Annotated in this window: 21 protein-coding genes; 17 read left to right on the top strand and 4 right to left on the bottom strand. The window is 72.0% G+C overall.

Translation table 11 applies throughout. The features are described 5' to 3' along the window. The 7 genes from CFP66_RS49340 to CFP66_RS25835 form a co-directional block, all read left to right on the top strand. The coding region (locus CFP66_RS49340) for an HNH endonuclease signature motif containing protein (protein ID WP_304528774.1) at positions 1-1193 on the top strand (1193 nt) is incomplete at its 5' end. 712 nt (positions 1194-1905) lie between these two features. Further along, positions 1906-2673: a GntR family transcriptional regulator gene (locus CFP66_RS25860; RefSeq protein ID WP_233159716.1), complete on the top strand. Its 768-nt coding sequence runs from the start codon at positions 1906-1908 to the stop codon at positions 2671-2673. Continuing rightward, entirely contained in the window at positions 2670-3638 is a 969-nt protein-coding gene (locus CFP66_RS25855) for a tripartite tricarboxylate transporter substrate binding protein (protein ID WP_094927750.1), read from the top strand. Before CFP66_RS25860 ends, CFP66_RS25855 begins: the two co-directional genes overlap by 4 nt. Continuing rightward, on the top strand, positions 3638-4144 hold the full coding sequence (locus CFP66_RS25850; RefSeq protein ID WP_094927749.1) for a tripartite tricarboxylate transporter TctB family protein: 507 nt from the start codon (positions 3638-3640) through the stop codon (positions 4142-4144). The genes CFP66_RS25855 and CFP66_RS25850 overlap by 1 nt, the downstream gene beginning before the upstream one ends. Beyond that, entirely contained in the window at positions 4141-5637 is a 1497-nt protein-coding gene (locus tag CFP66_RS25845) for a tripartite tricarboxylate transporter permease (RefSeq protein WP_094927748.1), read from the top strand. Before CFP66_RS25850 ends, CFP66_RS25845 begins: the two co-directional genes overlap by 4 nt. Continuing rightward, on the top strand, positions 5634-6725 hold the full coding sequence (locus tag CFP66_RS25840; protein WP_094927747.1) for an exo-alpha-sialidase: 1092 nt from the start codon (positions 5634-5636) through the stop codon (positions 6723-6725). The genes CFP66_RS25845 and CFP66_RS25840 overlap by 4 nt, the downstream gene beginning before the upstream one ends. Then, a complete protein-coding gene (locus CFP66_RS25835; RefSeq protein ID WP_094927746.1) occupies positions 6722-7582 on the top strand; it encodes a dihydrodipicolinate synthase family protein in 861 nt (286 codons plus the stop codon). The genes CFP66_RS25840 and CFP66_RS25835 overlap by 4 nt, the downstream gene beginning before the upstream one ends. 39 nt (positions 7583-7621) lie before the next feature. Here CFP66_RS25835 and CFP66_RS25830 read toward each other — a convergent pair whose 3' ends face one another. After that, positions 7622-8599, bottom strand: a complete 978-nt coding sequence (locus CFP66_RS25830; protein ID WP_233159715.1) for an Lrp/AsnC family transcriptional regulator — start codon at positions 8597-8599, stop codon at positions 7622-7624. Between the two features lie 121 nt (positions 8600-8720). Between CFP66_RS25830 and CFP66_RS25825 the strand changes: the two genes are divergently transcribed. Beyond that, complete coding sequence (locus CFP66_RS25825; RefSeq protein WP_094927745.1) at positions 8721-9947, top strand: amidohydrolase family protein; 1227 nt, start codon at positions 8721-8723, stop codon at positions 9945-9947. 12 nt (positions 9948-9959) lie between these two features. Beyond that, positions 9960-11390: a sodium:solute symporter gene (locus CFP66_RS25820; RefSeq protein WP_198961666.1), complete on the top strand. Its 1431-nt coding sequence runs from the start codon at positions 9960-9962 to the stop codon at positions 11388-11390. 8 nt (positions 11391-11398) lie between these two features. Here the strand turns inward: CFP66_RS25820 and CFP66_RS25815 are convergent, their stop codons facing one another. Next, positions 11399-12607, bottom strand: coding sequence for an ROK family transcriptional regulator (locus CFP66_RS25815; RefSeq protein WP_094927744.1), 1209 nt, complete (start codon positions 12605-12607; stop codon positions 11399-11401). Between the two features lie 134 nt (positions 12608-12741). Between CFP66_RS25815 and CFP66_RS25810 the strand changes: the two genes are divergently transcribed. From CFP66_RS25810 to CFP66_RS25775, 8 genes are all read left to right on the top strand, one after another. Next, positions 12742-13998, top strand: a complete 1257-nt coding sequence (locus tag CFP66_RS25810; protein ID WP_143517380.1) for a sugar ABC transporter substrate-binding protein — start codon at positions 12742-12744, stop codon at positions 13996-13998. Then, complete coding sequence (locus CFP66_RS25805) at positions 13995-14930, top strand: carbohydrate ABC transporter permease (protein WP_158228214.1); 936 nt, start codon at positions 13995-13997, stop codon at positions 14928-14930. The genes CFP66_RS25810 and CFP66_RS25805 overlap by 4 nt, the downstream gene beginning before the upstream one ends. Further along, positions 14927-15754 carry a carbohydrate ABC transporter permease gene (locus CFP66_RS25800; protein WP_094927741.1) on the top strand — a complete coding sequence of 276 codons (828 nt, stop codon included), beginning with the start codon at positions 14927-14929 and terminating at the stop codon, positions 15752-15754. The genes CFP66_RS25805 and CFP66_RS25800 overlap by 4 nt, the downstream gene beginning before the upstream one ends. Continuing rightward, the gene (locus CFP66_RS25795) at positions 15751-16974 is read left to right on the top strand and encodes a Tm-1-like ATP-binding domain-containing protein (RefSeq protein ID WP_094927740.1); all 1224 of its coding nucleotides are present in this window, start codon (positions 15751-15753) and stop codon (positions 16972-16974) included. Before CFP66_RS25800 ends, CFP66_RS25795 begins: the two co-directional genes overlap by 4 nt. 6 nt (positions 16975-16980) lie before the next feature. Continuing rightward, complete coding sequence (locus CFP66_RS25790; RefSeq protein ID WP_094927739.1) at positions 16981-17826, top strand: phosphoenolpyruvate hydrolase family protein; 846 nt, start codon at positions 16981-16983, stop codon at positions 17824-17826. A 14-nt stretch (positions 17827-17840) separates the two neighbouring features. Further along, positions 17841-18134: an EthD family reductase gene (locus tag CFP66_RS25785; protein ID WP_233159714.1), complete on the top strand. Its 294-nt coding sequence runs from the start codon at positions 17841-17843 to the stop codon at positions 18132-18134. Beyond that, positions 18131-19270: a Gfo/Idh/MocA family protein gene (locus CFP66_RS25780; protein ID WP_094927737.1), complete on the top strand. Its 1140-nt coding sequence runs from the start codon at positions 18131-18133 to the stop codon at positions 19268-19270. The genes CFP66_RS25785 and CFP66_RS25780 overlap by 4 nt, the downstream gene beginning before the upstream one ends. Before the next feature lie 63 nt (positions 19271-19333). After that, positions 19334-20020: a TIGR03619 family F420-dependent LLM class oxidoreductase gene (locus CFP66_RS25775; RefSeq protein WP_094927736.1), complete on the top strand. Its 687-nt coding sequence runs from the start codon at positions 19334-19336 to the stop codon at positions 20018-20020. 27 nt (positions 20021-20047) lie between these two features. Here the strand turns inward: CFP66_RS25775 and CFP66_RS25770 are convergent, their stop codons facing one another. Further along, positions 20048-21496 (bottom strand): mannitol dehydrogenase family protein, encoded by a 1449-nt coding sequence (locus CFP66_RS25770; protein ID WP_094927735.1) that lies wholly within the window; start codon positions 21494-21496, stop codon positions 20048-20050. Positions 21497-21526: 30 nt separating this feature from the next. Then, positions 21527-22249: an amidohydrolase family protein gene (locus tag CFP66_RS25765; protein WP_094927734.1), complete on the bottom strand. Its 723-nt coding sequence runs from the start codon at positions 22247-22249 to the stop codon at positions 21527-21529. Between the last annotated feature and the right edge of the window lies 1 nt (position 22250).

The raw sequence follows: 22250 nt of genomic DNA, 5'->3' as shown, positions 1-22250 counted from the left end.
GCCGCCACGACCCCCGCGGAATCGACAACCGCCGCTCCGACCTCGTCGTCGCACTCCTGACCGGAGTCCTCACACACGCCGCATACAACACCCACACCACCGACACCGACGACGACACCGACACCGACACCGACACCGACACCGACACCGACACCGACACCGACGACACCGACACCGCTGACGACACCGGCATCGACACAGATGACACCGACGACACCAACGCCGCCGATGACATTGACGGCATTGACGATGGCGACGAGGCCAGCCCCAGCTCCACCGCTGCCGCTGCCGATGCCGACAGCGACGCCGATGCTACTGATGACGACGCCAGCTCCAGCCCCGATGGCGCTGCCGGTGCCTGCGACGAGAACGACACCTCCGCCTCCGAAACCGGCTCCGAGACCGGCTCCGAGACCGAGGGCAGCGGCGGCGAGGCCGATACGAGCGGAAACGACAACAGCAATACGCCCAAACGTCGCAGGACAGGCCGGGGTGCGCCCGAGCAGAGCCGGTCCGGTGGCTCCCCGCCGGGAAACAACGCCGGCGGGCTACTACCCAAGCCGGTCACCCCGAACAAACCCCTGGTCCAAGTACTGATGCCGTTCTCCACACTGATCGGCGCCGACGACCAACCCTGCGAACTGGTCGGCCACGGACCCATCCCCGCACAACTGGCCCACGAAATCGCCGCCGACGCCAACCTGCGACGCCTGGTCTATGACCCCTTATCCGGCACCGTCCTCGACTACGGACGAAAAACCTACCGACCACCAGCCGGACTCGCCGACTTCGTCCGCGCCCGCGACGTGTACTGCCGCAACCCCATCTGCCGCCGCCGCATGCTCGACTCCCACCTCGACCACATCCAACCCTTCCCCCAAGGCCCCACCAACGACAAAAACCTCAACGGCTGCTGCGGACACGACCACCTCATGAAACACGCCCCCGGATGGACAGTCCGCGCACTACCCGACGGCCGCATCCAATGGAGAACCCCCACCGGACACCGCTACTACAGCCACCCCCACGACTACCGCCCCGACCCCGACCCACCCACAACACCACCCCGGAACCGGCCGGACCCGACACCACCACCCCCGCGGATGACACAACAGGACTACGACGACTACTTCGCACGCAGACCCACCGACCCACCCCTACCCCTCGATGAGACCGGCCCGCCACCCTTCTGATCGGGATCCGGCGCACCGCAGGCGCCGCGCAGGTCGGCGGGGTCGACGTCGACAAGGAGAAGGCGCTCGCCCCGCCGAACTACGAGAGCAGCGCGATCCTTGTCGCGACGCCCTCACGACGGCGAACGACGCGACCACTGGTGCCCCGCCGCCTGTCCCGGGGCGGCTACTCGCGAAGGCCTCTCGCGCGAGCGCGCGGCGAATGTAGCGGCCGGCGGGCCGGTCTCCTACGCACCCGGGTGATCCGCTACCGGATCCTGCGCTCCTCCCCGGCCCACGCGCGCTCGCCGTGCGCCGCGGCCGCCCGGTCCAGGTAGGACACCGGGGTCAGCGGTTCGAACGAGAGCGCGTCGAGGTCGACGGTCACCGGTCCCCTCGCCACACCGGCGCGTCACGCCCCGGCAGTTCCGGTGCACGACGTCCTCGACTTGCCGCCGCTCCGGCCGCGCCCACCTCCCGCGCGCCGAGTGGCCCTTCGGGACGAGCGCCATCGTCAGCGCGTCGAGGACGCTCACGGACTGCGGTGTCCGCTGCGACGTCACGAGCTCCTCCTTCTCGGATCGGGCCGTGGCCAGCCTGGCACCGGCAGGCCGATCACGACACCCGCCGCTGCCCTGCCTCGGCGCCGAGCAGGGGGCACCGGCCTTGCCACCTCGCCGTGCACCCGTTTACGGTTAACCGTCATCCGTTAACCGTCAACCGAGAGGTGGTCGTGGCCGCGAACAGCAGCACCTGGCAGACATCCGTCGACGGCATCCGGCCGGCGCCCGCTCTGGGCAGCCACGTGCTGGAGCGGCTGCGGCGGCTGATCATCGTCGGTGAGCTGCAGCCGGGCACCCACCTCGTGGAGTCGCAGCTCTCCGAGACCTTCGACGTCAGCCGCGGACCGATCCGGGACGCTCTGCGCCAGCTCGAGACCGAGGGGCTCGTCGAGTCGCGCAGGCGTGGCGTGTTCGTCATCGGACTCACCGAGCAGGACATCGAGGAGCTGTACTCGCTGCGCCAACTCCTGGAGGCCGAGGCCGTGCGCTCGTGCATGGCGGGCCCGGAGCAGTCCTACGCGGAGGCACGGGCGGCGCTCGACCGCATGAAGGCTGCGGCCGCCGCCGCCGACAGTCACGCCTTCGCCGTGGCCGACCTCGCCTTCCACACCAGCTTCTACCGCAGCTGCGGGCACCGGCGGCTGGAGAACGTCTGGCAGCAGTACCGGCCGACGTTCGCCGACATGCTCTCGGTGACCAATGCCGAGGACCGCGACCTCCAGCCGACCTACCAGGACCACGTCGACCTGCTCGCACTGGTCACGGGCGGGGACGAGAGCGTCGCCCTGGCAACGCTGCGCAAGCACGTCGACGGCTCGCGGCGCCGCATGCTCACCGCCTACGAGCGGTTCACGCGGGCCGGCGAGCCGGCCTCCGCCAGTGACCGACACGCCAGTGACCGACACGTCAGTGACCGACAGAGGAGTCGTCGACCATGACACGTTCCACCCTTCGCGCCGCGGTCACCGCCCTGGCGATCGGCGCGCTGGCGCTGACCGGTTGCGCCGGCGGCGGGGAGGCGTCCGGAGGCGACGCCGCCACCTACCCGGAGGACGACATCACGCTGATCGTCCAGGCCGCGGCGGGCGGCGGCTCCGACCTCAGCGCCCGCGCATTGGCAACCGAGCTCGAGCCGATCCTCGGCGTCTCGATCGTCGTGGAGAACCGGCCCGGCGCGTCCGGCTCCACCGCCATGCAGTACGTCGCCGACCAGGAGCCCGACGGGCAGACGATCGGCTTCGTCCCGGTCGAGGTCGCGATGCTGAAGCACCTGAACTTCGACGTGGACCCGGCCGCCTACGACTTCCTCGGCCAGATCATGCTCGGCCCCGGCGTCCTCGTCGTGCCGGTCGACAGCCCGTACCGGACGCTCGAGGAGTTCGTCACCGCCGCGAAGACCCAGCCGATCGCCGTCGGCAACGCCGGTGCCGGTTCCATCTGGGAGGCCGCCGCGCTGGGGCTGGCCGCGGATACCGGCGCGCAGCTGACCTCGGTGCCGTTCGATGGAGAAGCGCCCGCCATCGCCGCCGTCGCCGGTGGGCAGATCGACGCCGCAGTCGGCGGTGGCGCCTCGACCTCGGCCGCCTACGCCGAGCAGCAGGTGCGGCCGCTGGCGGTGTTCCACAACGAGCGCCACCCGCTGATGCCCGACGTCCCCACCGCGACCGAAGCCGGTTACCCGCTGGAGTTCGGCGGCTGGGGCGGCATCTACGCGCCTGCGGGACTGCCCGCCGACGTCCGGTCGACGCTGGAGTCGGCGATCCAGCAGGCCGCCAACTCACCGGGATTCACCGACACGATCAGCAAAAGCGGCTCGCTGCCGGTCTACAAGAACGGCGAGGAGTTCACCGCCTTCGTCAACGCCGAGTACGAGCGGTTCGGCGCGCTTCTCGGGCAGGGCTGATGTCGGTGGCCGACGGGGGCGCCGAGGGGGATGCCACTGCCCCCGCCACCACCGAAGCCCGCCCGTCGAAGCGGATGGAGATCGCCTCGGCCGCGGTCGCGCTCCTGGGTTTCGCCCTGCTCGTCGTGCAGGCGCGCGGCATCGAGCTGCGCGCCGAGACCGGAGGGATCGACCCGCGCTGGTGGCCGCAGGCCCTCGGGGCAGCGGGCGCGCTACTGAGTGCCGTGCTCCTCGCACGGGCCGTGCTGCGGGCGCCGGCCGACCGTGACGGCGTGCAGGAGGCCACCAGCGACGGTCGGGTGCGCACCGTGCTCGTGGTGGTCCTGGCCGGGGTCTACGTCCTCGCGTGGCCTCTCGTCGGCTTCGCCGTGGTCACGCCCGTGTTCCTGCTGGCCGCCACATACCTGTTCGGCGGGCGAGGGTGGAAGACGCTCCTGCTGTTCCCCGTGGCGCTGAGCGCGGTGCTCTACCTGCTCTTCCACACCGTCCTGAAGGTTCCCCTATGAGTGCTCTCGCCGACGGGATCGCGGCACTGCTCGACCCCACCGTGGCCGTCTGCTTCGTCGTGGGTCTGCTGGTGGGGACCCTCGTGGGGTTCTTCCCGGGCATCACCGGCTCGATGGCGGTCGCGCTCGCGTCCGGCTTCACGCTGACGCTCGAGCCGGTGCAGGGGCTCGCCGTCCTGCTGACGATCTACGTGGGCGCCAACTACGGCGACCGGATCCCGTCGATCCTGGTGAACACCCCGGGTACGCCCGCCGCGATCGCCACGACGTTCGACGGCTATCCGATGGCGAGACAGGGCAAGGCCGGGCTGGCGCTGGTCAGCTCTTCGATCGTGACGACCGGCGGGATCCTCCTGTCGATGGTGCTGTTCGTCTTCGCGGCCCGGCCCGTCGCGCAGCTGGCCCTGGAGTTCGGCCCCGCGGAGATGTTCGCCCTGGTCGTGTTCGGTCTCGCGATCATGGTCTCGGTGTCGGGGAAGTCCGTGGTGAAGGGGCTGATCGCGGGTGTCGCGGGCCTCGTGCTCGCGACCGTCGGGCGCGACCCGATCACCGGCGACGCACGCTTCGTCTTCGGCGTCAACGACCTGAACTCCGGTCTGCCGTTCATCGCAGTGATCATCGGGCTCTTCGGCATCGCCGAGCTGTTCGACCAGCTTCTCACCCATCACCCGAACGTCGTCAAGCCGATCTCGAGCCTGGGGCGCTGGTGGCCGACCCGGGATGAGTACCGGCAGATGGCACGACCGTTCGGCGTCAGCAGCGTCATCGGGATGGTGGTCGGAGCGGTGCCTGCGGCGGGCGGCGACATCGCCGGTCTCATCGGCTGGGACCGTGCCAAGCGCATGTCGCGCAACCCCGACCGGTTCGGCAAGGGGTCCCTCGAGGGCCTGACGGCGGCGGACACGGCGTCGAGCGCCACGCTGGGCGGCTCCCTGACGACCACCATGGCCCTGGGCATCCCGGGTGACGCCGTGATGGCCGTGATGATCGGCTCGATGATCGTCTGGGGCGTCCAGCCGGGGCCTTCCCTGCTCACCAGGAACCCGGAGCTCCTGGTCAGCATCACCGGGATCATGGTCATGGCCGCGCTGCTCTCACTGGCCATCAGCCTCGTGCGCACCCGAGGCATCGTGCGGCTGCTGGACCTGCCGAACCACTACCTCTGGGGCGGCATCCTCATCTGCTGCATCGTCGGCACCTACACGACGACCAACAACATCTACACGGTGTGGGTGATGCTGGTGTCCGGTGTGGTCGGGGTCGTCATGAAACGCGCCGGGTTCCCGCCCGGACCCGTCGTCCTCGGGCTCCTGCTCGGGCCGCTCGCCGAGTCGAACCTGCGCCGCGCCCTGCTCATCGACGGGCCCGCCAGCCTCGCGACGCAGCCGATCTCCGCCGGGCTGCTCGTCCTCGCCCTGCTCGCGCTCGCCGGACCGCTCGTCGCGCGGGGTCGGAGGGCGCGACGGGAGCGGCAGGCGGCCGCGGCGCGATGACCGAACCTGCCCTCCCCACCCGCCGGTGGGTCGCGATCGACCACCCCTCCTGGCGGCAGGCGCACGCCTCCAGCGTGCTCGCGGTCGGCGGCGACCTGCTCGCCGCCTGGTTCGCCGGAGCGTGGGAAGGCAGCCCGGACACCCGCATCTGGTGCGCCCGGCGCCCGGCAGGGGCATCGCGCTGGTCGGCGCCGCAGATCGTGGCCTCGGCCGATGAGGCGCACTGGAACCCGGTGCTGGCCGCCGGGCCGGACGGCGCCCTGTGGTTGTTCTTCAAGCGCGGTCCGCTGATCTCCGAGTGGGTCACGTGGGTGTGCCGGTCGGCAGACGGCGGGCGGACGTGGTCGCCATCGTCGGAGCTCGTGCCCGGCGACGTGGGTGGGCGCGGGCCCGTCAAGAACCCGCCCCTCCTGCTCCCGGACGGCACCTGGCTCGCCCCGGGCTCGCAGGAGAGCTGGGGGGCGGAACCGGTCTGGGAGTCGTTCGTCGACGTCTCCACCGACGCCGGTGCCACCTGGCGTCGCGCGCCGATCCCGCTCGATCGGGACGCCCTGCGCGGCCCGGGCGTCATCCAGCCCGCACTCTGGCGGGACGGCAGCACGGTGTACGCGCTCCTGCGCAGCTCCGAGGGCCGGGCGTACCGCGCATGCTCACCGGACGGGGGCAGGACCTGGTCGACGGCACAGCCGGTCGGCCTGCCCAGCAACAACTCCGGCCTCACCGTGGTCGCGTTGCCCGACGGCTCGGTCGGCTGCGTCCACAACCCCGTCGGCGACGACTGGGGCGCCCGCTGCCCCCTCGTGCTCTCGCGGTCCTGCGACGAGGGCGTCTCCTGGCGCGAGGTCCTGACGATCGAGGACGGGCGGACGCCCGTGGACGAGGACGCGGCACGCCTACCCGGACCCCCGGACGCTGCCGGCATCCACCCCGCCGACGGCGGCGTGCGCACCAGCGGCGCAGGCGAGTACTCCTACCCCGCCGCCACCTCCCTCGGCGACACCCTGGTCGTCACCTACACCTGGCAGCGGCGCGGGATCGTCGAAGCCACCGTTCCCATCCACTCCGTGATCCCCGAAGGACCTGCATGACCGCCCAGATCATCAGCGCCGTTCCCGTCCCCTTCCTGCCGGACGGGGAGGTCGACCTCCCCGAGTTCGAGGGCACCCTCCGGTCGCTCGACCCCCACGTGCACGGTGTCCTCGTCGCCGGGACCACCGGGGAGTTCCCGTCACTGGACGACGCGGAGCGGGTGGAGCTGTTCGGTCGCGCGGTGGACGTCCTCGGGGCGGAGCGCGTCATCGCGCACCTCGGCCACGCCAGCGGCCGGCAGGTGCTGCGGCTGGCCGAGGCGGCTCGTCCGCTCGGGATCACGCGGTTCGCCCTGCTGACGCCCTACTACCTGCCCACCGACGACGACGGCATCGTCGCCTTCTTCCGCACCGTGACCGAGGCCCTGCCCGGCGCCCGCGTCTACCCCTACCTGTTCCCCGAGCGCACCGGCCTCGACGTCGCGCCGGATGTCCTGCGCCGCATCATGGAGCTGCCCGGGATGGCCGGCGTGAAGCTCTCCGGCGGCGCGGCCGCGCGGCTCGACGAGTACGCCCCGTGCCTGCGCGAGGGCCAGGAGCTGTACTCGGGCGACGACTCGACGCTGCCGCGGGTCGTGGAACAGGGTGGCACGGGCGTGGTCTCCGGCGTCTCCACCGCGTTCCCGCAGACCTTCGCCGCGCTGGCTCGCGCGCTCGACGCCGGCCCCGGCCCCGCGAGCGACGAGCTCCAGGCCACGGCCGTCCGGCTGGTCGGCCTGGCCGGCCCGACCATCCCACGCCTGAAGGCGGCGCTCGCCGCCCGAACCGGGGCGGCCTGGGCGAGCCGCATGTCGCAGCCCGGCGTCGCCGACGACGTGCGCGCCGCCATCGAGGAGGCCGTCGCCCGCCACGGGTGAACGCATGGCCCTGCACCTGCCGACGCGCGCGGCTCGGCACTAGCGAGCGGGCACGGCGCGCGGGGTCCAGTACCGCATCAGGACGCGGAGCACGATCGAGATCTCGAAGCGCGTGACGCCGGGGTGACGCCCGAGGTCCCGCGCCAGGAAGTCGGACAGGTCGTCCTCGTGGCGGAACAGGCCGTGGTGGATGACCGACGAGGTGCCCGCGACCGTACTGACGTAGCGCGCCGACGGGTGGGTGCTCAACGCGGTGGCGATCTCCTGCATCGTCCCGGCGGAGGTGGACAGCGACACGACGGCCTCCAGCGGGTGGCCGAGCAGCGCCGGCTCGATCTCGATCCGCGGCTGCACGAGCCCGCGTTCCAGCAGCGACTGGGTGAGCCGGTAGGCGGTGGACGCGCTCATCCCCGCCTCGCGCGCGATCTCGGCCGCGCTCGCCCTGCCGTCGCGCTGGAGCACGCGGGCGATCCCGGCCTCGTCCGCGCCGAGCCGTCCGGGCCCTGTCGGAGCCGCGCCGTGCCGGTGCGCCATGAGCCGCCGCTCGCGGTCCTCGCCCAGCCGGTCCAACCGCCAGCTCGAGCCGGACTGGTACCGGTGCAGGCCGAGCTCGGAGTGGGTGTGGGCGACGCCGGGGATCGACGGGAGCGTCGCGGTGAGCAGCGCGGCCGCGGCGGCACGCCGGGCGGGGTGCAGGATGCAGTACACGTCGGCGCGGCCGGTGGTGGTGGCGACGAACTGCGCTTCGTCGAGCTCGGCGATGGCCGTGGCGACGGCGTCCGTCCGCCCGGGAGCCGTGGAGATCCAGACGTGGTGCGGGGTCGCGTCGCCCGCGACCCACCACGGCACCTGCCCGACCACACGCATGCCGTGCTGGTCGCGCAGCCTGGTCATCCGGCGGCTGACGGTGCCTGTGGACACCCCGAGCACGTCGGCGAGCACGCGTACGCCTGCGCGCGGCGCGATCTGCAGCGCCGCGACCAGGTCGAGGTCACCGGCCTCGAGCGTGTCCGTCACCTGCGCGTTTCTAGCACACCCCTGCGATATGAACGATCCAGCGTGCGCTAGCACGGATATTGACAGATCGAGCGCATCATCCTCTACTGGGTGACCACAACGCCGCTTCGAGGGGACATCGTTGACCTCACCGCTGCTCGTCCGCAACGCCCACGTGCTCGACGTCGACTCCGGTGACCAGCGACCGGCCGACCTGCTGTGCCGCGACGGGCGCATCGCCGAGGTCGGCGACCGGCTCGACGCTCCTCGCGACGCCCGCGTGCTCGACGTCCGCGGCGCGCACGTACTGCCCGGGTTGATCGACTGCCACGTGCACGTGATCGCGGTCAGCGGCAACCTCACCGCCGTCGCGGGCCTGCCGCCCAGCTACGTCACGGCCGGGGCGATCCGGAACATGGGCGCCATGCTGGACCGCGGGTTCACCACGGTCCGCGACACGGGTGGAGCGGATTACGGCCTCGCGCGGGCCCAGCAGCAGGGACTGGCCCGCGGCCCCCGGCTGATCTACGGCGGCAAGTCGCTGAGCCAGACCGGCGGGCACGGCGACAAGCGCCCGGTCGAGGCGAACCTCATCGACAACCACCCGTGCTGCGCCGGCACCGGGCGCGTCGCCGACGGCGTGGACGAGGTGCGCCGCGCGGCCCGCGACGAGCTGCGCCGCGGGGCCCACCACCTCAAGGTCCACGCCTCCGGCGGGGTCTCGTCGCTCGGCGACCGGATCACCTCCACCCAGTACTCGATGGAGGAGCTGCGGGCCGTGGTCGAGGAGGCCGAGGCCGCGGAGCGGTACGTCACCGTGCACGCCTACCCGGCCCGGGCGATCAACCGCGCGCTCGAGGCGGGCGTGCGCTGCGTGGAGCACGGCAACCTGCTCGACGAGCGCACCCTCGAGCTCCTCGTGGAGAAGGACGCGTTCCTCGTCCCGACCCTCGTCACCTACGTCGCGCTGAAGGGCGAGGGCCAGGAGCACGGGCTACCCCGCGCGAGCTGGGAGAAGATCGACGAGGTCCTGGACGGCGGGCTCGGCGCGCTGGAGCGCGCAGCTCGCGCCGGGGTGCGGATCGCCTACGGCACCGACCTGCTCGGGGGCATGCAGCACCGGGAGAACGAGGAGTTCCGCATCCGTGCGGAGGTCCAGGCACCGATCGACGTCATCCGGTCCGCCACGACGACCGCCGCCCGGCTCGTGGGCATGGCCGGGGAGATCGGCACCCTCTCCCCCGGTGCCCACGCCGACCTCGTCGTCCTCGCCGGAGACCCGCTGGAGGACATCGAGATGCTCGCGAACCCCGCGAACGTGCGCACGGTGGTCCAGGCGGGCGACGTCGTCGCGCACCGCGGCGACTGACGCGAAGGGTCGGTGGCCGACGTGGACAACAATGCCGTGATCCTGGGTGCGATCTGCACCTACGTCGCCGTGATGATCGCCATCGGGGTCTGGGCGGCCCGCAAGGTCAAGAACAACCACGATTTCATGCTCGCCGGGCAACGGCTGGGGCGGCTGGTGCTCACCGGCACGCTCCTGGCCACCTGGACCGGTGCCGGCACGATCATCGGCAGGGCCAGCTTCTCCTACACCTACGGCCCGCTGGCCAGCATCTTCTACAGCCTCGGGGCGCCGGTCGGCATCCTCGTCATGTACCTGTTCCTGGCCCGGCGCGTGCGCCAGTGGGGCAAGTACACGGTGCCCGAGATCATGGAGAGCCGCTACGGGCCGTCCGTGCGCCTGGTCACCGCGTTCGCGATCCTGCTCGCCTACACCGGGATCATGTCGGAGCAGGTGCGCGGCCTCGGCTACATCCTGCACCTGACGACCGGCTTCCCGGAGGAGGTCGCGAAGCTCGCCGGGCTCGCCGTGATCGTGTTCCTGGCGTTCAGCGGCGGGCTGATCTCGGTGGCCTACACCGACGCGATCAGCGCGTTGCTGATCACGGTGGCCCTCGTCGGTGGCTTCGTCTTCGTGCTGGTGGGTGTCGGCGGGTTCGGCGGCCTCGCCGCGAGCCTGCCGGCCGACCACATGACCTGGAGCGGCGGGCTCAGCCCGATCCAGATGGTGGGCTACGTGCTGCCCACACTGCTGCTGATCCTCGGCGACCAGAACATGTACCAGCGCTTCAGCGCCGCGCAGACCCCGGAGATCGCGAAGAAGTCCACCCTCGGCTTCCTGGCCGGTGACGTGCTCTTCTACGGCGCGGTCATCGTGCTCGCCTCCGGTGCCGCCGTGCTGCTCCCGGGGATCGCGCCGGACACGGCCATCCTGCGCCTGGCCACCGACACCCTGCCCGTGGCCTTCGGGGCGTTGCTGCTGATGGCAGGCACCGCGTTCATCATCACCACCGGCAACTCCTACCTGCTGTCGGCCGCGGGCAACCTGGTGCACGACATCCACCGCTCGCTCACCCGCCGCGAGCACAGCGCGCCGCGGGAGCTGCTCCTCACCCGCATCGCCATCGTCGCGCTGGGCCTGTTCGCCTACGCCATCGGCGAGTTCTTCCCGAGCGTGCTGGAGATCCAGGTCTTCTCCTACACGATGTACGGCGCGGTCGTCACCCCGTCGCTGCTCGCCGTGTTCCTGTGGAAGCGGGCCACGTCCGCAGGCGCCATCGCCTCGATCATCACCGGCATCGTCGCCACGGTCGGCTGGGAGTTCGTCCTGGACAAGCCGTTCGACTGGAACAGCGTGCTGGTCTCCCTCCCCCTCGCGCTCCTCGCCCTCGTCGGGGTCAGCCTCGCCACGACGCCGCGGCCCGACCCGACGGCGGCGGCCACACCACCGGCGGAGAGCTCCTGACCCGACGCCTACTGCCGGCCGGCCACCGACCAGGAGCGGGTGCGGATCGTCTGCTCGACGGCCCGCGGCTCCAGCACGGCGTCGATCACCGACAGCGCCGCGCCCCGCACGCCGGCCAGCGGCCCCAGCGACGTGGGAGCCAGCCGCAGGTGTTCGCTGGAGCCGGGCAGGGCGGTCTGGTAGAGCGACTCGCGGACGCCGGCGAGCAGGGACTCGGACTCGGTGAGGTAGCCCCACATGGAGATGCCGGCGGGGTTCAGCAGGTTCACCACCGACGACAGGACCTCACCGATCCGCCTCCCGGAGCGCCGGACGAGGTGCGCCGCCTCCGGGTCCCCGTCCTCTGCCCGCTGCACCACCTGCGAGACGTGGTCGACCTGGTGGCCCGCGGCCACCATCTGCCGCACCAGCGCGCTCCCGCTGGCGACGGCGTCCAGGCATCCGGCGCTGCCGCAGGCGCACGGGTCGTCGGCGCCGACCACCTTGATGTGCCCGAGCTCGCCCGCGAGCCTGTTGGCGCCGCGCACCGGCACGCCGTGCACGACGACCGAGGCGTCGATCAGCGTGCCCGCCTTGACGCACACGAGCACCTCGGCGTCCGGCCACGACGCGCGGTGCTCGGCCAGCGCGAGCATGTTGACGTCCAGGTCGAGCAGCACCGGGACCTGGTGGTGCTCGGCCAGCACGTCCCGGAAGTGGTCGCGGTCCCAGTCGAGCGCCGACAGGCCGTGGCCGCGGGCGTAGGCCTTGAGCTCGAACGTGGAGGGCGTCCCCACGCCCAGGCCGACGACGGTGCCGCCCGCTTCGTGGGCCAACTCGTCGAACGTGCGCTGCAGCAGGTCGAGCAGCGCTCGGGGACCCTGCGCGACGTCGACGGTGACGAAGCGGTCGGCGAGCACCTGCCCGTCCAGGTCGGTGGCAGCGGCGCGCGCGCCGGTGAGGCCGAGGTGAGCGGCGAGCACGACGCCGGCCCGCGGGTGGAACGTGAGGACGGCGGCGGGCCGGCCGCGAGACCCCTCGGTGCGCAGCTCGCTGCGCACCAGGTCGAGGTGCTGCAGGTGCTCCAGCCGCTGCAGGGTGGTCGAGCGCGCCACCCCCATCGCCGCGGCCACCTGGGTGACCGTGCGGGCGTGCCCGGTGCGGATGAGCTGCAGGAGCTGGCCGGCCCCCTCCACGGACGCGGGTGTCGGCGTGCCGCCGCGCTCGGACATCGCCATCCCCACCTCCCCGCTCGGTCTGCCCGTCCAACCTAACGTCCGGACATTATGTCGACAATCGCCATAATTATCTTGTGTACCGACATAACCCTGCCTAGGCTGCCGGCGACGACCACGCCGCCGTGGAGGTCCGGATGACACGAACACCCCTGCGCCTGCTGGCGCTCGCTCTGGCAGTGCTCATGACCACGTCGGGATGCGCGATCTCGAGCGTCGCGGCGAGCAGCCCGGGCACGACCGTGCTGACCTTCTGGCAGTACTACGACGGCACGCAGCTGGAGTGGCTGGAGGGCGAGGCGCAGCGCTTCGAGCAGGACAACCCCGGCGTGCAGATCGAGCTGGTGCAGGTCGTGGGCAGCCAGCAGGACCAGAAGCTGCTCGCGTCGGTCGCCACCGGCAGCACGCCGGACCTGTTCACCAACAACATCGTGGTGGACTTCCCGACCCTCGTCTCCGGCGGCGTGATGCGCGACCTGACGCCGTACTGGGAGTCCTTCGCCGACAAGGACCGCTTCCCCGACACCGCGACGTGGGAGGACGAGGGCCGGATCTTCAACCTCATGTCCTACACGAACCTGATCGGCCTCTACTACAACCAGGACATCCTCGACGAGTACGGCCTCGCTCCCCCGACCACGCTCGACGAGCTGCAGGCCGCGATGGAGACGGTGAAGGCCGGCGGGAAGTACGAAGGCGTCGCGCTCTCCGGAGCCGCCGACGTCGAGGGGGCATGGCTCTTCGCCCCGCAACTGCTGGGCCTCGACGTCGGCTACTGCAACCTGGCAGAGCAGGCCGGCCAGGTGACGGCGGCGTTCGAGCGGATCGGGCGGTGGCGCGCGGCGGACACGCTGCCCCGCGCGGCGGCCACCTGGGACCAGAACGCCTCGTGGCAGCAGTTCATGACCGGCCGCTACGCCTTCGCCCTCAACGGCAACTGGCAGCTGGGCAACGTCGAGGAGGCCGGGTTCCGCTACGGGACCGCCCGGTACCCGGCGCCGACCGGCGGGCGCAGCCAGGTGTTCCCCGGCGGGGAGGGCTTCGCGATCGGCTCGAAGTCGCAGCACCCCGACCTCGCGTGGAAGTTCCTGCAGCAGCTGATGTCGCCGGAGAGCGGCGAGGCCGTGTACGCGGCGGCCGGGTCGATCCCGCTGCACGAGCAGGCCGCGGCGGCACCCGCGCTGCAGGACGACGCCATGGTGGCACCGTTCGCCGCGGCCACCCGCGACGCGGCGGAATGGCCGAACAACCCCAACACCGCCGCGATGCAGAAGGCGCTGGGCACCGCGGTCAGCTCGGTGATCTCCGGCGAGCAGACGCCCGAGGACGGGGCGCGCGCCGCGATCGACGACATCGGCGAGGCCCGGGAGCAGGGCGGCGGAGGATGCGCATGAGCCAGGTCGTCACCACCCCCACCGGCGTCACCGCACACCGCGGCGACCCACCTCCCCGGCGCCGCACGCGGTCCTCGCTCACCCCGCTCGGCTTCGGGGTGCCGGCCGCGGTCGTGCTGGTCGCGATGGCCCTCTACCCGCTCGCCGTGCTGTTCCAGATGTCGGTCAGCGACGTCGGACCGAGCAACATCGTCGGCGGCTGGTCGTTCGTCGGCCTCGACAACTTCGCCGACGCCGTGCAGAGCTCCGAGACGTGGGACGCGCTGTGGCGCACCGTGGCCCTCTGCGCGGTGCTGGTGGTGTCGAACCTGGCGCTGGGCTTCGTCAGCGCTTCGGTGCTCGCCGAGCCCGGCCGCCTCAGCAACCTCGTGCTCGGGCTGATGGTGTTCGTCTGGGCGCTGCCACCGCTGGTCGCGGGCAGCGTCTGGAAGTTCCTGCTCGACGACTCCGGCGGGCTCAACGCCGTGCTCGCGACGGTCGGCGTCGGGCCGGTGCCCTGGCTCAGCTCGCCCGTGGCGGCGCTGTGGACGGTGTCCGGCGTCGTGGCCTGGTCGTCGCTGCCGTTCGCCACGCTGATCCTGCGCGGCGCGATGCTCGCCGTCCCGAAGGAGGTCATCGAGGCCGCCGCCATCGACGGCGCCGGCTACTGGATGACGCGGGCGCGCATCGTGGCGCCGCTCCTGCGCCCGACCATGTGGATCCTCGCGATCCTCACGGTGATCTACGCGTTCAAGAGCTTCGACTTCTTCTACGTGCTCACCGAGGGTGGCCCCGGCTCCTCCACCAACACCTTGCCGGTGCTGTCGTACTACACCGCGTTCACCCAGTTCGACATGAGCACCGGCGCCACCGTCGCCGTGCTGTCGATGGTCGTCGTCGCCGTCTGCGCGGTGCCGTACGTGCGTCGCATCAACGCGGAGGTCCCGCAATGACCAGTGCACCGACCCGGGCCGTGTTCGCCGTCATCAAGGTCGCGCTCGGCCTTCTCTACCTGCTGCCGCTCGCCTGGATCGTGCTCACCTCGTTCAAGAGCGAGACGCAGGTCCTGCAGAACCCGAACGGGCTGGTGTTCGCCCCCACCCTCGCCACCTACGGCGAGATCATCGACGAGGGCGCGGCCGCGATCGTCACCTCGGTGCAGATCAGCGTGGTCGTCACGGTCGTCGTGGTGGCGCTGGCGGTGCCGGCGGCCTTCGCCGCGGCGCGCCGGTTGGACGAGACGGCGTCGCGGATCATCGCGATCGCGCTCGCCGCGCTGCTCGTGCTGCAGATGATCCCGCAGCCGATGACGGTGATCCCGCTGTTCAGCGTGCTCGCGCAGTGGGGGGTCCTCAACACCCTCCCCGGGCTGATCCTCGCCGACGTCGCGGTGATGCTGCCGTTCGCGATCATGCTCCTGCGTCCGTTCGCGCAGTCTGTGCCGGACGCGCTGTACGAGGCCGCGGTGATCGACGGCGCCGGGCAGTGGCGCTCGTTCCGCTCGATCACGGTGCCGATGATGCGCAACGGCGTGTTCACCGTCGCGAGCGTCATCTTCATCAACGCCTGGGGCGAGTTCGTCTACGCGGTCAACTTCCTGCCGCCAGGGGTCGTGCTGCCCGTGAGCGGCCTGCTCGCCTCGCAGAACACCACCTACGCGGCCAACTGGAACAGCCTGATGGCGCTGGCCGTGATCACCTCGCTGCCGCTCGTGGTGGTGTTCGCGGTGTCCCAGAAGCGGCTGATCAGCGGGCTCTCCCTGGGCGCGGTCAAGTGAACGTCGTGCTCGTCGGCGCGCTCGACACCAAACACGCGGAGTACGGGTTCGTGCGCGACCGGCTCGTCGCCGCCGGGGTGGCCTGCCTGCTTGTCGACACGTCGGTGCTGCACCCGCCCGGCATCGAGCCCGACGTCGATCGCCGCACGGTGGCGGCGGCGGCCGGCGCCGACCACGACACGCTGGCCGCCGCGGCCGACCGGAGCGAGGCCGTCTCCTCCATGGCGCGCGGCGCCGCCGCGGTGGTCCGCCGGCTGCACGGCGAGGGCCGCGTGGCGGGCGTCCTCGTGCTCGGCGGCTCGAACGCGGGCTACGTGATGAGCCAGGTCGCCCCCGCGCTGCCGATCGGCGTCCCGAAGGTGCTGGTCTCCACGATCGTCGCCGGGGACACGCGCCCCTACGTCGGCACCAGCGACCTGATGATGATCTACCCGGTCGTCGACATCGCCGGGCTGAACTCGGTCAGCACACCCGTGTTGGCCCGCGCCGCCGACGCCGTGGCCGGCATGGTCACCGGGCCGCCGGTGCCGGCCCCGGACCTCGCAAGACCGGCGGTCGGCGCCACGATGTTCGGGGTCACCACCACCTGCGTGCAGGCCGTGGGCGAACACCTGCAGAGCCGGGGCAACGAGACGCACGTCTTCCACTGCACCGGCACCGGCGGGCGCGCCTTCGAGGCCATGACCGCCTCCGGCCTGTTCGCCGCCGTCGCCGACGTCACCACCACCGAGCTGGCCGACGAGCTGGTGGGCGGGGTCTGCACCGCGGGCCCGCACCGGCTGGAGGCGGCCGCCGCGCACGGCGTGCCCCAGGTCGTCAGCGTCGGCGCGCTGGACATGGTGAACTTCGGCCCGCGCGACACCGTGCCCGCCGAGCACGCCGGTCGGCGGCTGCTCGCGCACAACCCGTCGGTGACGCTCATGCGCACCTCCCCGGCCGAGAACGCGGAGCTCGGCCGGATCATCGCCGGCAAGCTCGCCGGCGCGCGCGGGTTCACCGAGGTGCACGTGCCGCGGCGCGGCTTCTCCCAGATCTCCGCCCCCGGCGGCCCGTTCCACGACCCGGACGCCGACGCGGCGCTGATCGACTCCCTGCAGCGTGCCCTCGACCCGCGGATCCCGCTGCACGTCCACGACGTCGCCGTCAACGACCCGGAGTTCGCCCGCCACCTCGGCGCGGCGACGGACCGCGCCCTCTCCAGTACGACGAAAGGCACGTGATCTTCCATGTCCACCCGTTCCGAGCTCGTCACCCGCCTGCGCGCGAAGGTGGCGCAGGGGCGACCGATCATCGGCGGCGGCGCCGGCACCGGCCTGTCGGCCAAGTGCGCCGAGGCCGCCGGTCTCGACTTCGTCGTCATCTACAACTCCGGCCGGTTCCGCATGGCCGGGCGCAGCTCGATGGCAGGCCTCATGCCCTACGGCGACGCGAACGCGATCGTGATGGAGATGGGCGCCGAGGTGCTGCCGGTGGTGCGGGACCTGCCGGTGCTCGCCGGAGTGTGCGGCACCGACCCGTTCCGGCTGATGCCGCAGTTCCTGCGCCAGGTCGCCGAGGCCGGCTTCTCCGGCGTGCAGAACTACCCGACCGTCTGCCTGTTCGACGGGATCATCCGCGCCAACCTCGAGGAGACCGGGCTGGGCTTCGACAAGGAGGTGGACATGATCGCCGCGGCCCACGCGCTGGACCTGTTCACCTGCACCTACGTGGCCAACCCGGACGAGGCGGCCGCCATGGCCGAGGCCGGCGCCGACGTCGTCGTCCCGCACATGGGGCTCACCACCTCCGGGATGATCGGGGCGCAGACCGCGCTCCCGCTCGCCGAGGCGAAGGACAGGGTCGCCGAGCTCGCCGCCGCCGCCCGGGCGAAGAACCCCGACGTGCTCGTCGTCTGCCACGGCGGGCCGATCCACTCCCCCGCCGAGGCGGGCGAGGTGATCCGCGACGTCCCCGGCGTCCACGGGTTCCTCGGGGCCTCCAGCATGGAGCGGCTGCCCACCGAGGTCGCCATGGTCGACCACATGAGCTCCTACCTGCGGATCGCACTGCCCCCCACCACGGAAGCGAGCTGACGCGGATGTACCGCATGACGATCCTGTACGGCACGCCCACCGACCCCGGCGCGTTCCGGTCCTACTACATGGACACCCACGTCCCGATCGCCCGGCGGATGCGGGGCCTGACGGGCTGGAACCTCCAGTGGCTCGAGGGGCACCCCGACTACATCCTCGTCGCCGAGCTGTACGCCCCGGACGAGGCGGCCATGGACGCGATCCTCGCCTCCCCGGAGGGTGTGGCCGCGAGCGCCGACCTGGAGAACTTCGTGACCGGCGGCGTCACGTTCCTGACCGGCGAGGAGGAGCAGGTGGCGCTGTCGTGAGCACCGGCCTGACCGTCGCCGTCGCCGGCCTGGGCTTCGGCGCGGAGTTCGTCCCGATCTACCTCAGCCATCCCGACGTGGCGAGGGTGGTGCTCGTGGAGCCCGACCGCGAGCGACGCGAGGCGGTGGCCGACCGGTACCGGCTCTCCTCCGGGTACAGCGACATCAGCGACGCCCTCGCCGACCCGCGGATCGACGCCGTGCACGTCTTCGCACCGGTGCACACCCACGCGGACCTGACCGTCGCCGCGCTGGAGGCGGGCAAGCACGTGGCCTGCGCCGTGCCGATGGCCACCACGCTCGAGGATCTCGACCGCATCATCGCGGCGCAGGAGGCGTCGGGCCGGACCTACATGATGATGGAGACCACCGTCTTCGCCCGCGAGTACCTCGCGGTCGAGCAGATGCACCGCGCGGGCGAGCTGGGCGAGCTCACGCTCTACCGCGGCTACCACATCCAGAACCTCGACGGATTCCCGACGTACTGGCAGGGCTTCCCGCCCATGCACTACGTGACGCACGCGCTCTCGCCGATCCTGCACCTGCTCGGCACCACCGTGGCGAGCGTGCAGTGCCAGGGCGCCGGGCGGCTCGCCGAGACCCGCCGCACCGGCGGCTTCGACAACCCCTTCCCCACCGAGATGGGGCTGTTCCGGCTGCGCGGCAGTGACGTGCTCGCCGACATCCAGATGTCGTTCTCCCAGACCGCGCGCAGCTACATCGAGGGCTTCTCGATCTACGGCGAGCACCGCGGCATCGAGTGGCCGATCGACAACGAGGGCGAGCTGACGGTGTTCGACATGACCGGAGCCGCAGCGGACCGGCGCGGCAACCGGGTCACCTCGAGCGCGCTGGCCCCGCCGGACCGTCCCGAGCGGCTGCCCGAACCGCTGCGACCGTTCGTGCGGCCCACCGCCGTGCGGCTGCCGGGTATGCCGGGCGAGGTCAACGTGGGCGCCGACCACGGCGGCTCGCACCCGTTCCTCGTCGACGAGTTCGTGCGCAGCGTCGTGGACGCGCGCCCACCCCTCATCGACGCCCGCCGTGCCGCGGCCTGGACCGCGCCGGGGATCTGCGCCCACGCGTCCGCGATGACGGGAGGGGCGGCGGTGCAGGTGCCCGACTACGCCGCCTGAGCCGACGGGAACCGCCGCCACCGATCATGGTGTGCCCGGGCTCCGGGCGGGTACGTCGCCCTCATGAGGTTCGGCACCGCCACGTTCATCACCGACGAAGGAATCCGGCCGGACGCGTTGGGACGGGCGCTCGAGGAGCGGGGCTTCGGCTCGCTGTTCATCGCCGAGCACTCCCACATCCCGGCGAGCCGCGAGACCCCGCACCCGGGTGGGGGCGAGCTGCCCCGGATCTACTACCGGACCCTCGACCCGTTCGTCGCCCTCACCGCCGCCGCGGCGGTCACCTCCCGGCTCGTGCTCGGCACCGGGATCGTGCTGCTCCCGCAGCGCGACGTCATCCACACCGCCAAGCAGGTGGCCAGCCTCGACCTCGTCGCCGACGGCAGGACCGCGTTCGGCGTCGGCATCGGGTGGAACCGCGAGGAGATGCGCAACCACGGCACGGACCCCGCGACCCGGGGTGCCCGCATGGACGAGCAGCTCGCGGCGCTCAAGGCCATCTGGACGTCCGACGAGGCCGAGTTCCACGGCGCCCACGTCGACTTCGACCCCATCTTCGCGTGGCTGGCCGAGCAGGGCCGCGAGAACGTGCCGATCACCGTGTTCGCCGCGCCTCCCGACCCCGCGGCGCTGATCGGGTTCGCCGAGGCGGGCGTCGACGAGATCACCCTCTCGCTCGACACCCTCCCCGAGGCCGAGACCCTCCGGGCGCTCGACGACTTCGCACAGCTCGCGGCCCGACACCGCTGACGGCGACCGGGGCGCAGCGACGCGGCGTCAGGCGGACAGGCGGGTGAGCAGCGCGGCCGTCCCCTCCTCCTGCAAGGTGCGCAGCGCGCGCAGGTACGGCTCGGTGAACGCGGGCTGCCCGGCCAGGTCGCCGAACACGTCCGTGGCGCCGAGGAAGGCCAGCGGCTCGGTGCGCTCGCGCGCGGCCAGCGGGGCCAGGCGTTCGTGCAGGGCGTCGTTGATCGGGACCGGGCGCCCGGCCTCGTCTGTGCCCTCGGAGTACCGCGCCCACGTGGCGACGAGCGCCGCGCCGAAGTCCACCGGCCGGCCCGCGGCGATGTTGTCGCGGACCGCGGGGAGCACGAACTTCGGGATCCGGTCGGACGCGTCCGTGGCCAGCCGCGCGAGCGTGTCGGCGACCGCCGGGTTGGCGAACCGCTCGAACAGCTCCGCGACGTAGGCGTCCAGGTCGATGCCCGGCACGGCGGGCAGCGTCGGGCGGGCCTCGGCCATGTACCCGGCGAGGAAGGCGACGATCAGCGGGTCGGTGGCCGCCTCGTGCGCGAACGTGTGCCCGGTCAGCAGCCCCGGGTAGGCCAGGCCCTGGTGGCTCGCGTTGAGCAGCCGCAGCTTCATCAGCTCGTAGGGCACCACGTCGTCGACGACCTGGACCCCGACCTCCTCGAAGGCCGGGCGGCCCGCCGGGAAGTGGTCCTCGAGCACCCACTGCACGAACGGCTCCGCCACGACCGGCCAGCCGTCGTCGATGCCGTACCCGTCGCGCACCAGCGTGCGGTCCTCGTCGGTGGTGACGGGCGTGATCCGGTCGACCATGGAGTTGGGGAAGGCCACTTCGGCGGCGATCCACGCGGCCAGCTCCGGGTCGACCAGCTCGGCGTAGGCGGTGACCACGCGTCGGGTCACCTCGCCGTTGCCGGGCAGGTTGTCGCAGCTCATCACGGTGAACGCGGGCGTGCCGGCGGCGCGCCGCCGGGCCAGCCCCTCGGTGATCAGGCCGAACACCGTGGCCGGCTCGTGCGGGTTCCGCAGATCCCGCTGCACGCCGGGGTCGCTCGCGTCGAACTCGCCGGTGGTGCGGTCGATGAAGTAGCCGCCCTCGGTGACGGTGAGCGACACGATGCGCGTCGTCGGCGCCGCCAGCACCGCCAGGACGGCCTCCGGGTCGTCGGGGGCGAACAGGTAGTCGTGCACCGAGCCGATCACGCGAGGCTCAGTGCTCCCGTCCCCGTGCTTGAGCACCAGCGTGTACAGGTGGTCCTGGGCGGCCAGCACGTCGCGCATCCGCGCGTCGCCGGGCAGCACCCCGACCCCGCAGATCCCCCAGTCCAGGGCCTCGCCGCGGCTCATCAGCCGGTCGACGAACATCGCCTGGTGGGCGCGGTGGAAGTTGCCGAGGCCGAAGTGGACGATGCCGGTGGTGATCCGGGATCTGTCGTATGCCGGAGTGGCGACGTCCGGACCCGTGGTGAGCGGCATGCTTTCTCCTTCTCCTGTGCGTCCGGCGGCTCAGTCGAGCCCGAGCAGGCGTGCGAGGTTGCCGCCGCAGACCATCTGCCGGGCATCCTCGGAACCCGCGGCCCTGGCCATCTTCTCGAACTCGAAGGTGTAGTCGACGAAGGGTGAGTCGGTGCCCCAGATGACCTTCTCCGGCCCGATCTCCTTGACCGACGTCGCCACCTCGAACACGGGGACGCGCGCGGTCTCCAGGTACAGGTTGGGTGTCTCCCCGGCGATCTCCACCGCCTGGTCGTGCGACCAGAACGTGCCGCTGTGCGCCATGAGGAACGGCACCTCCGGGTAGGCGCGGCAGACCCGTGCGAACTCCGGCGGCGCGTTGTAGAGGTCGGAGGCGCCGTGGCAGATGACCACCAGGCCGCGCTCGCGGACGGCGTCGAGCACCGGCCCGACCAGCCCCAGGTCCGAGAGGTGGTACCCGTGGATGGTGGGGTGCAGCTTCAGCCCGCGGTAGCCCTTGTCGGCGCGGCGGTGGATCTCGGCGACCGCCTCGTCGCGCTGCCACGGGTTCACCGCGAGGAACGGGACGATCCGGTCGGGGTCCGCTGCCCGGGCGGCGTCCACGTCGTCGTTGCTGAACACGCCCTCCACGAAGGGGAACGCGCAGGCCCGGTCGACGCCGGCGGACTCGATGCGGGCGAGCAGCTCCGCACCGGTCTGGCTGGCGCCGTGGCGCACGCCGACGTGGTTGTGGGCATCGAGGGTGAGTGGCATG

Source organism: Pseudonocardia sp. MH-G8, assembly GCF_002262885.1.
Classification (GTDB): domain Bacteria; phylum Actinomycetota; class Actinomycetes; order Mycobacteriales; family Pseudonocardiaceae; genus Pseudonocardia.
This window is presented reverse-complemented; position numbering and strand designations above follow the sequence as displayed.

What these genes read in the sequence shown, in the direction of transcription:
- CFP66_RS25855 (WP_094927750.1), top strand. Translation starts at nt 2,670, where the DNA reads ATGACACGTTCCACCCTTCGCGCCGCGGTCACCGCCCTGGCGATCGGC.
- CFP66_RS25850 (WP_094927749.1), top strand. Translation starts at nt 3,638, where the DNA reads ATGTCGGTGGCCGACGGGGGCGCCGAGGGGGATGCCACTGCCCCCGCC.
- CFP66_RS25845 (WP_094927748.1), top strand. Translation starts at nt 4,141, where the DNA reads ATGAGTGCTCTCGCCGACGGGATCGCGGCACTGCTCGACCCCACCGTG.
- CFP66_RS25840 (WP_094927747.1), top strand. Translation starts at nt 5,634, where the DNA reads ATGACCGAACCTGCCCTCCCCACCCGCCGGTGGGTCGCGATCGACCAC.
- CFP66_RS25835 (WP_094927746.1), top strand. Translation starts at nt 6,722, where the DNA reads ATGACCGCCCAGATCATCAGCGCCGTTCCCGTCCCCTTCCTGCCGGAC.
- CFP66_RS25815 (WP_094927744.1), bottom strand. Translation starts at nt 12,607, where the DNA reads ATGGCGATGTCCGAGCGCGGCGGCACGCCGACACCCGCGTCCGTGGAG.
- CFP66_RS25810 (WP_143517380.1), top strand. Translation starts at nt 12,742, where the DNA reads ATGACACGAACACCCCTGCGCCTGCTGGCGCTCGCTCTGGCAGTGCTC.
- CFP66_RS25805 (WP_158228214.1), top strand. Translation starts at nt 13,995, where the DNA reads ATGAGCCAGGTCGTCACCACCCCCACCGGCGTCACCGCACACCGCGGC.
- CFP66_RS25800 (WP_094927741.1), top strand. Translation starts at nt 14,927, where the DNA reads ATGACCAGTGCACCGACCCGGGCCGTGTTCGCCGTCATCAAGGTCGCG.
- CFP66_RS25790 (WP_094927739.1), top strand. Translation starts at nt 16,981, where the DNA reads ATGTCCACCCGTTCCGAGCTCGTCACCCGCCTGCGCGCGAAGGTGGCG.
- CFP66_RS25785 (WP_233159714.1), top strand. Translation starts at nt 17,841, where the DNA reads ATGACGATCCTGTACGGCACGCCCACCGACCCCGGCGCGTTCCGGTCC.
- CFP66_RS25775 (WP_094927736.1), top strand. Translation starts at nt 19,334, where the DNA reads ATGAGGTTCGGCACCGCCACGTTCATCACCGACGAAGGAATCCGGCCG.
- CFP66_RS25770 (WP_094927735.1), bottom strand. Translation starts at nt 21,496, where the DNA reads ATGCCGCTCACCACGGGTCCGGACGTCGCCACTCCGGCATACGACAGA.
- CFP66_RS25765 (WP_094927734.1), bottom strand. Translation starts at nt 22,249, where the DNA reads ATGCCACTCACCCTCGATGCCCACAACCACGTCGGCGTGCGCCACGGC.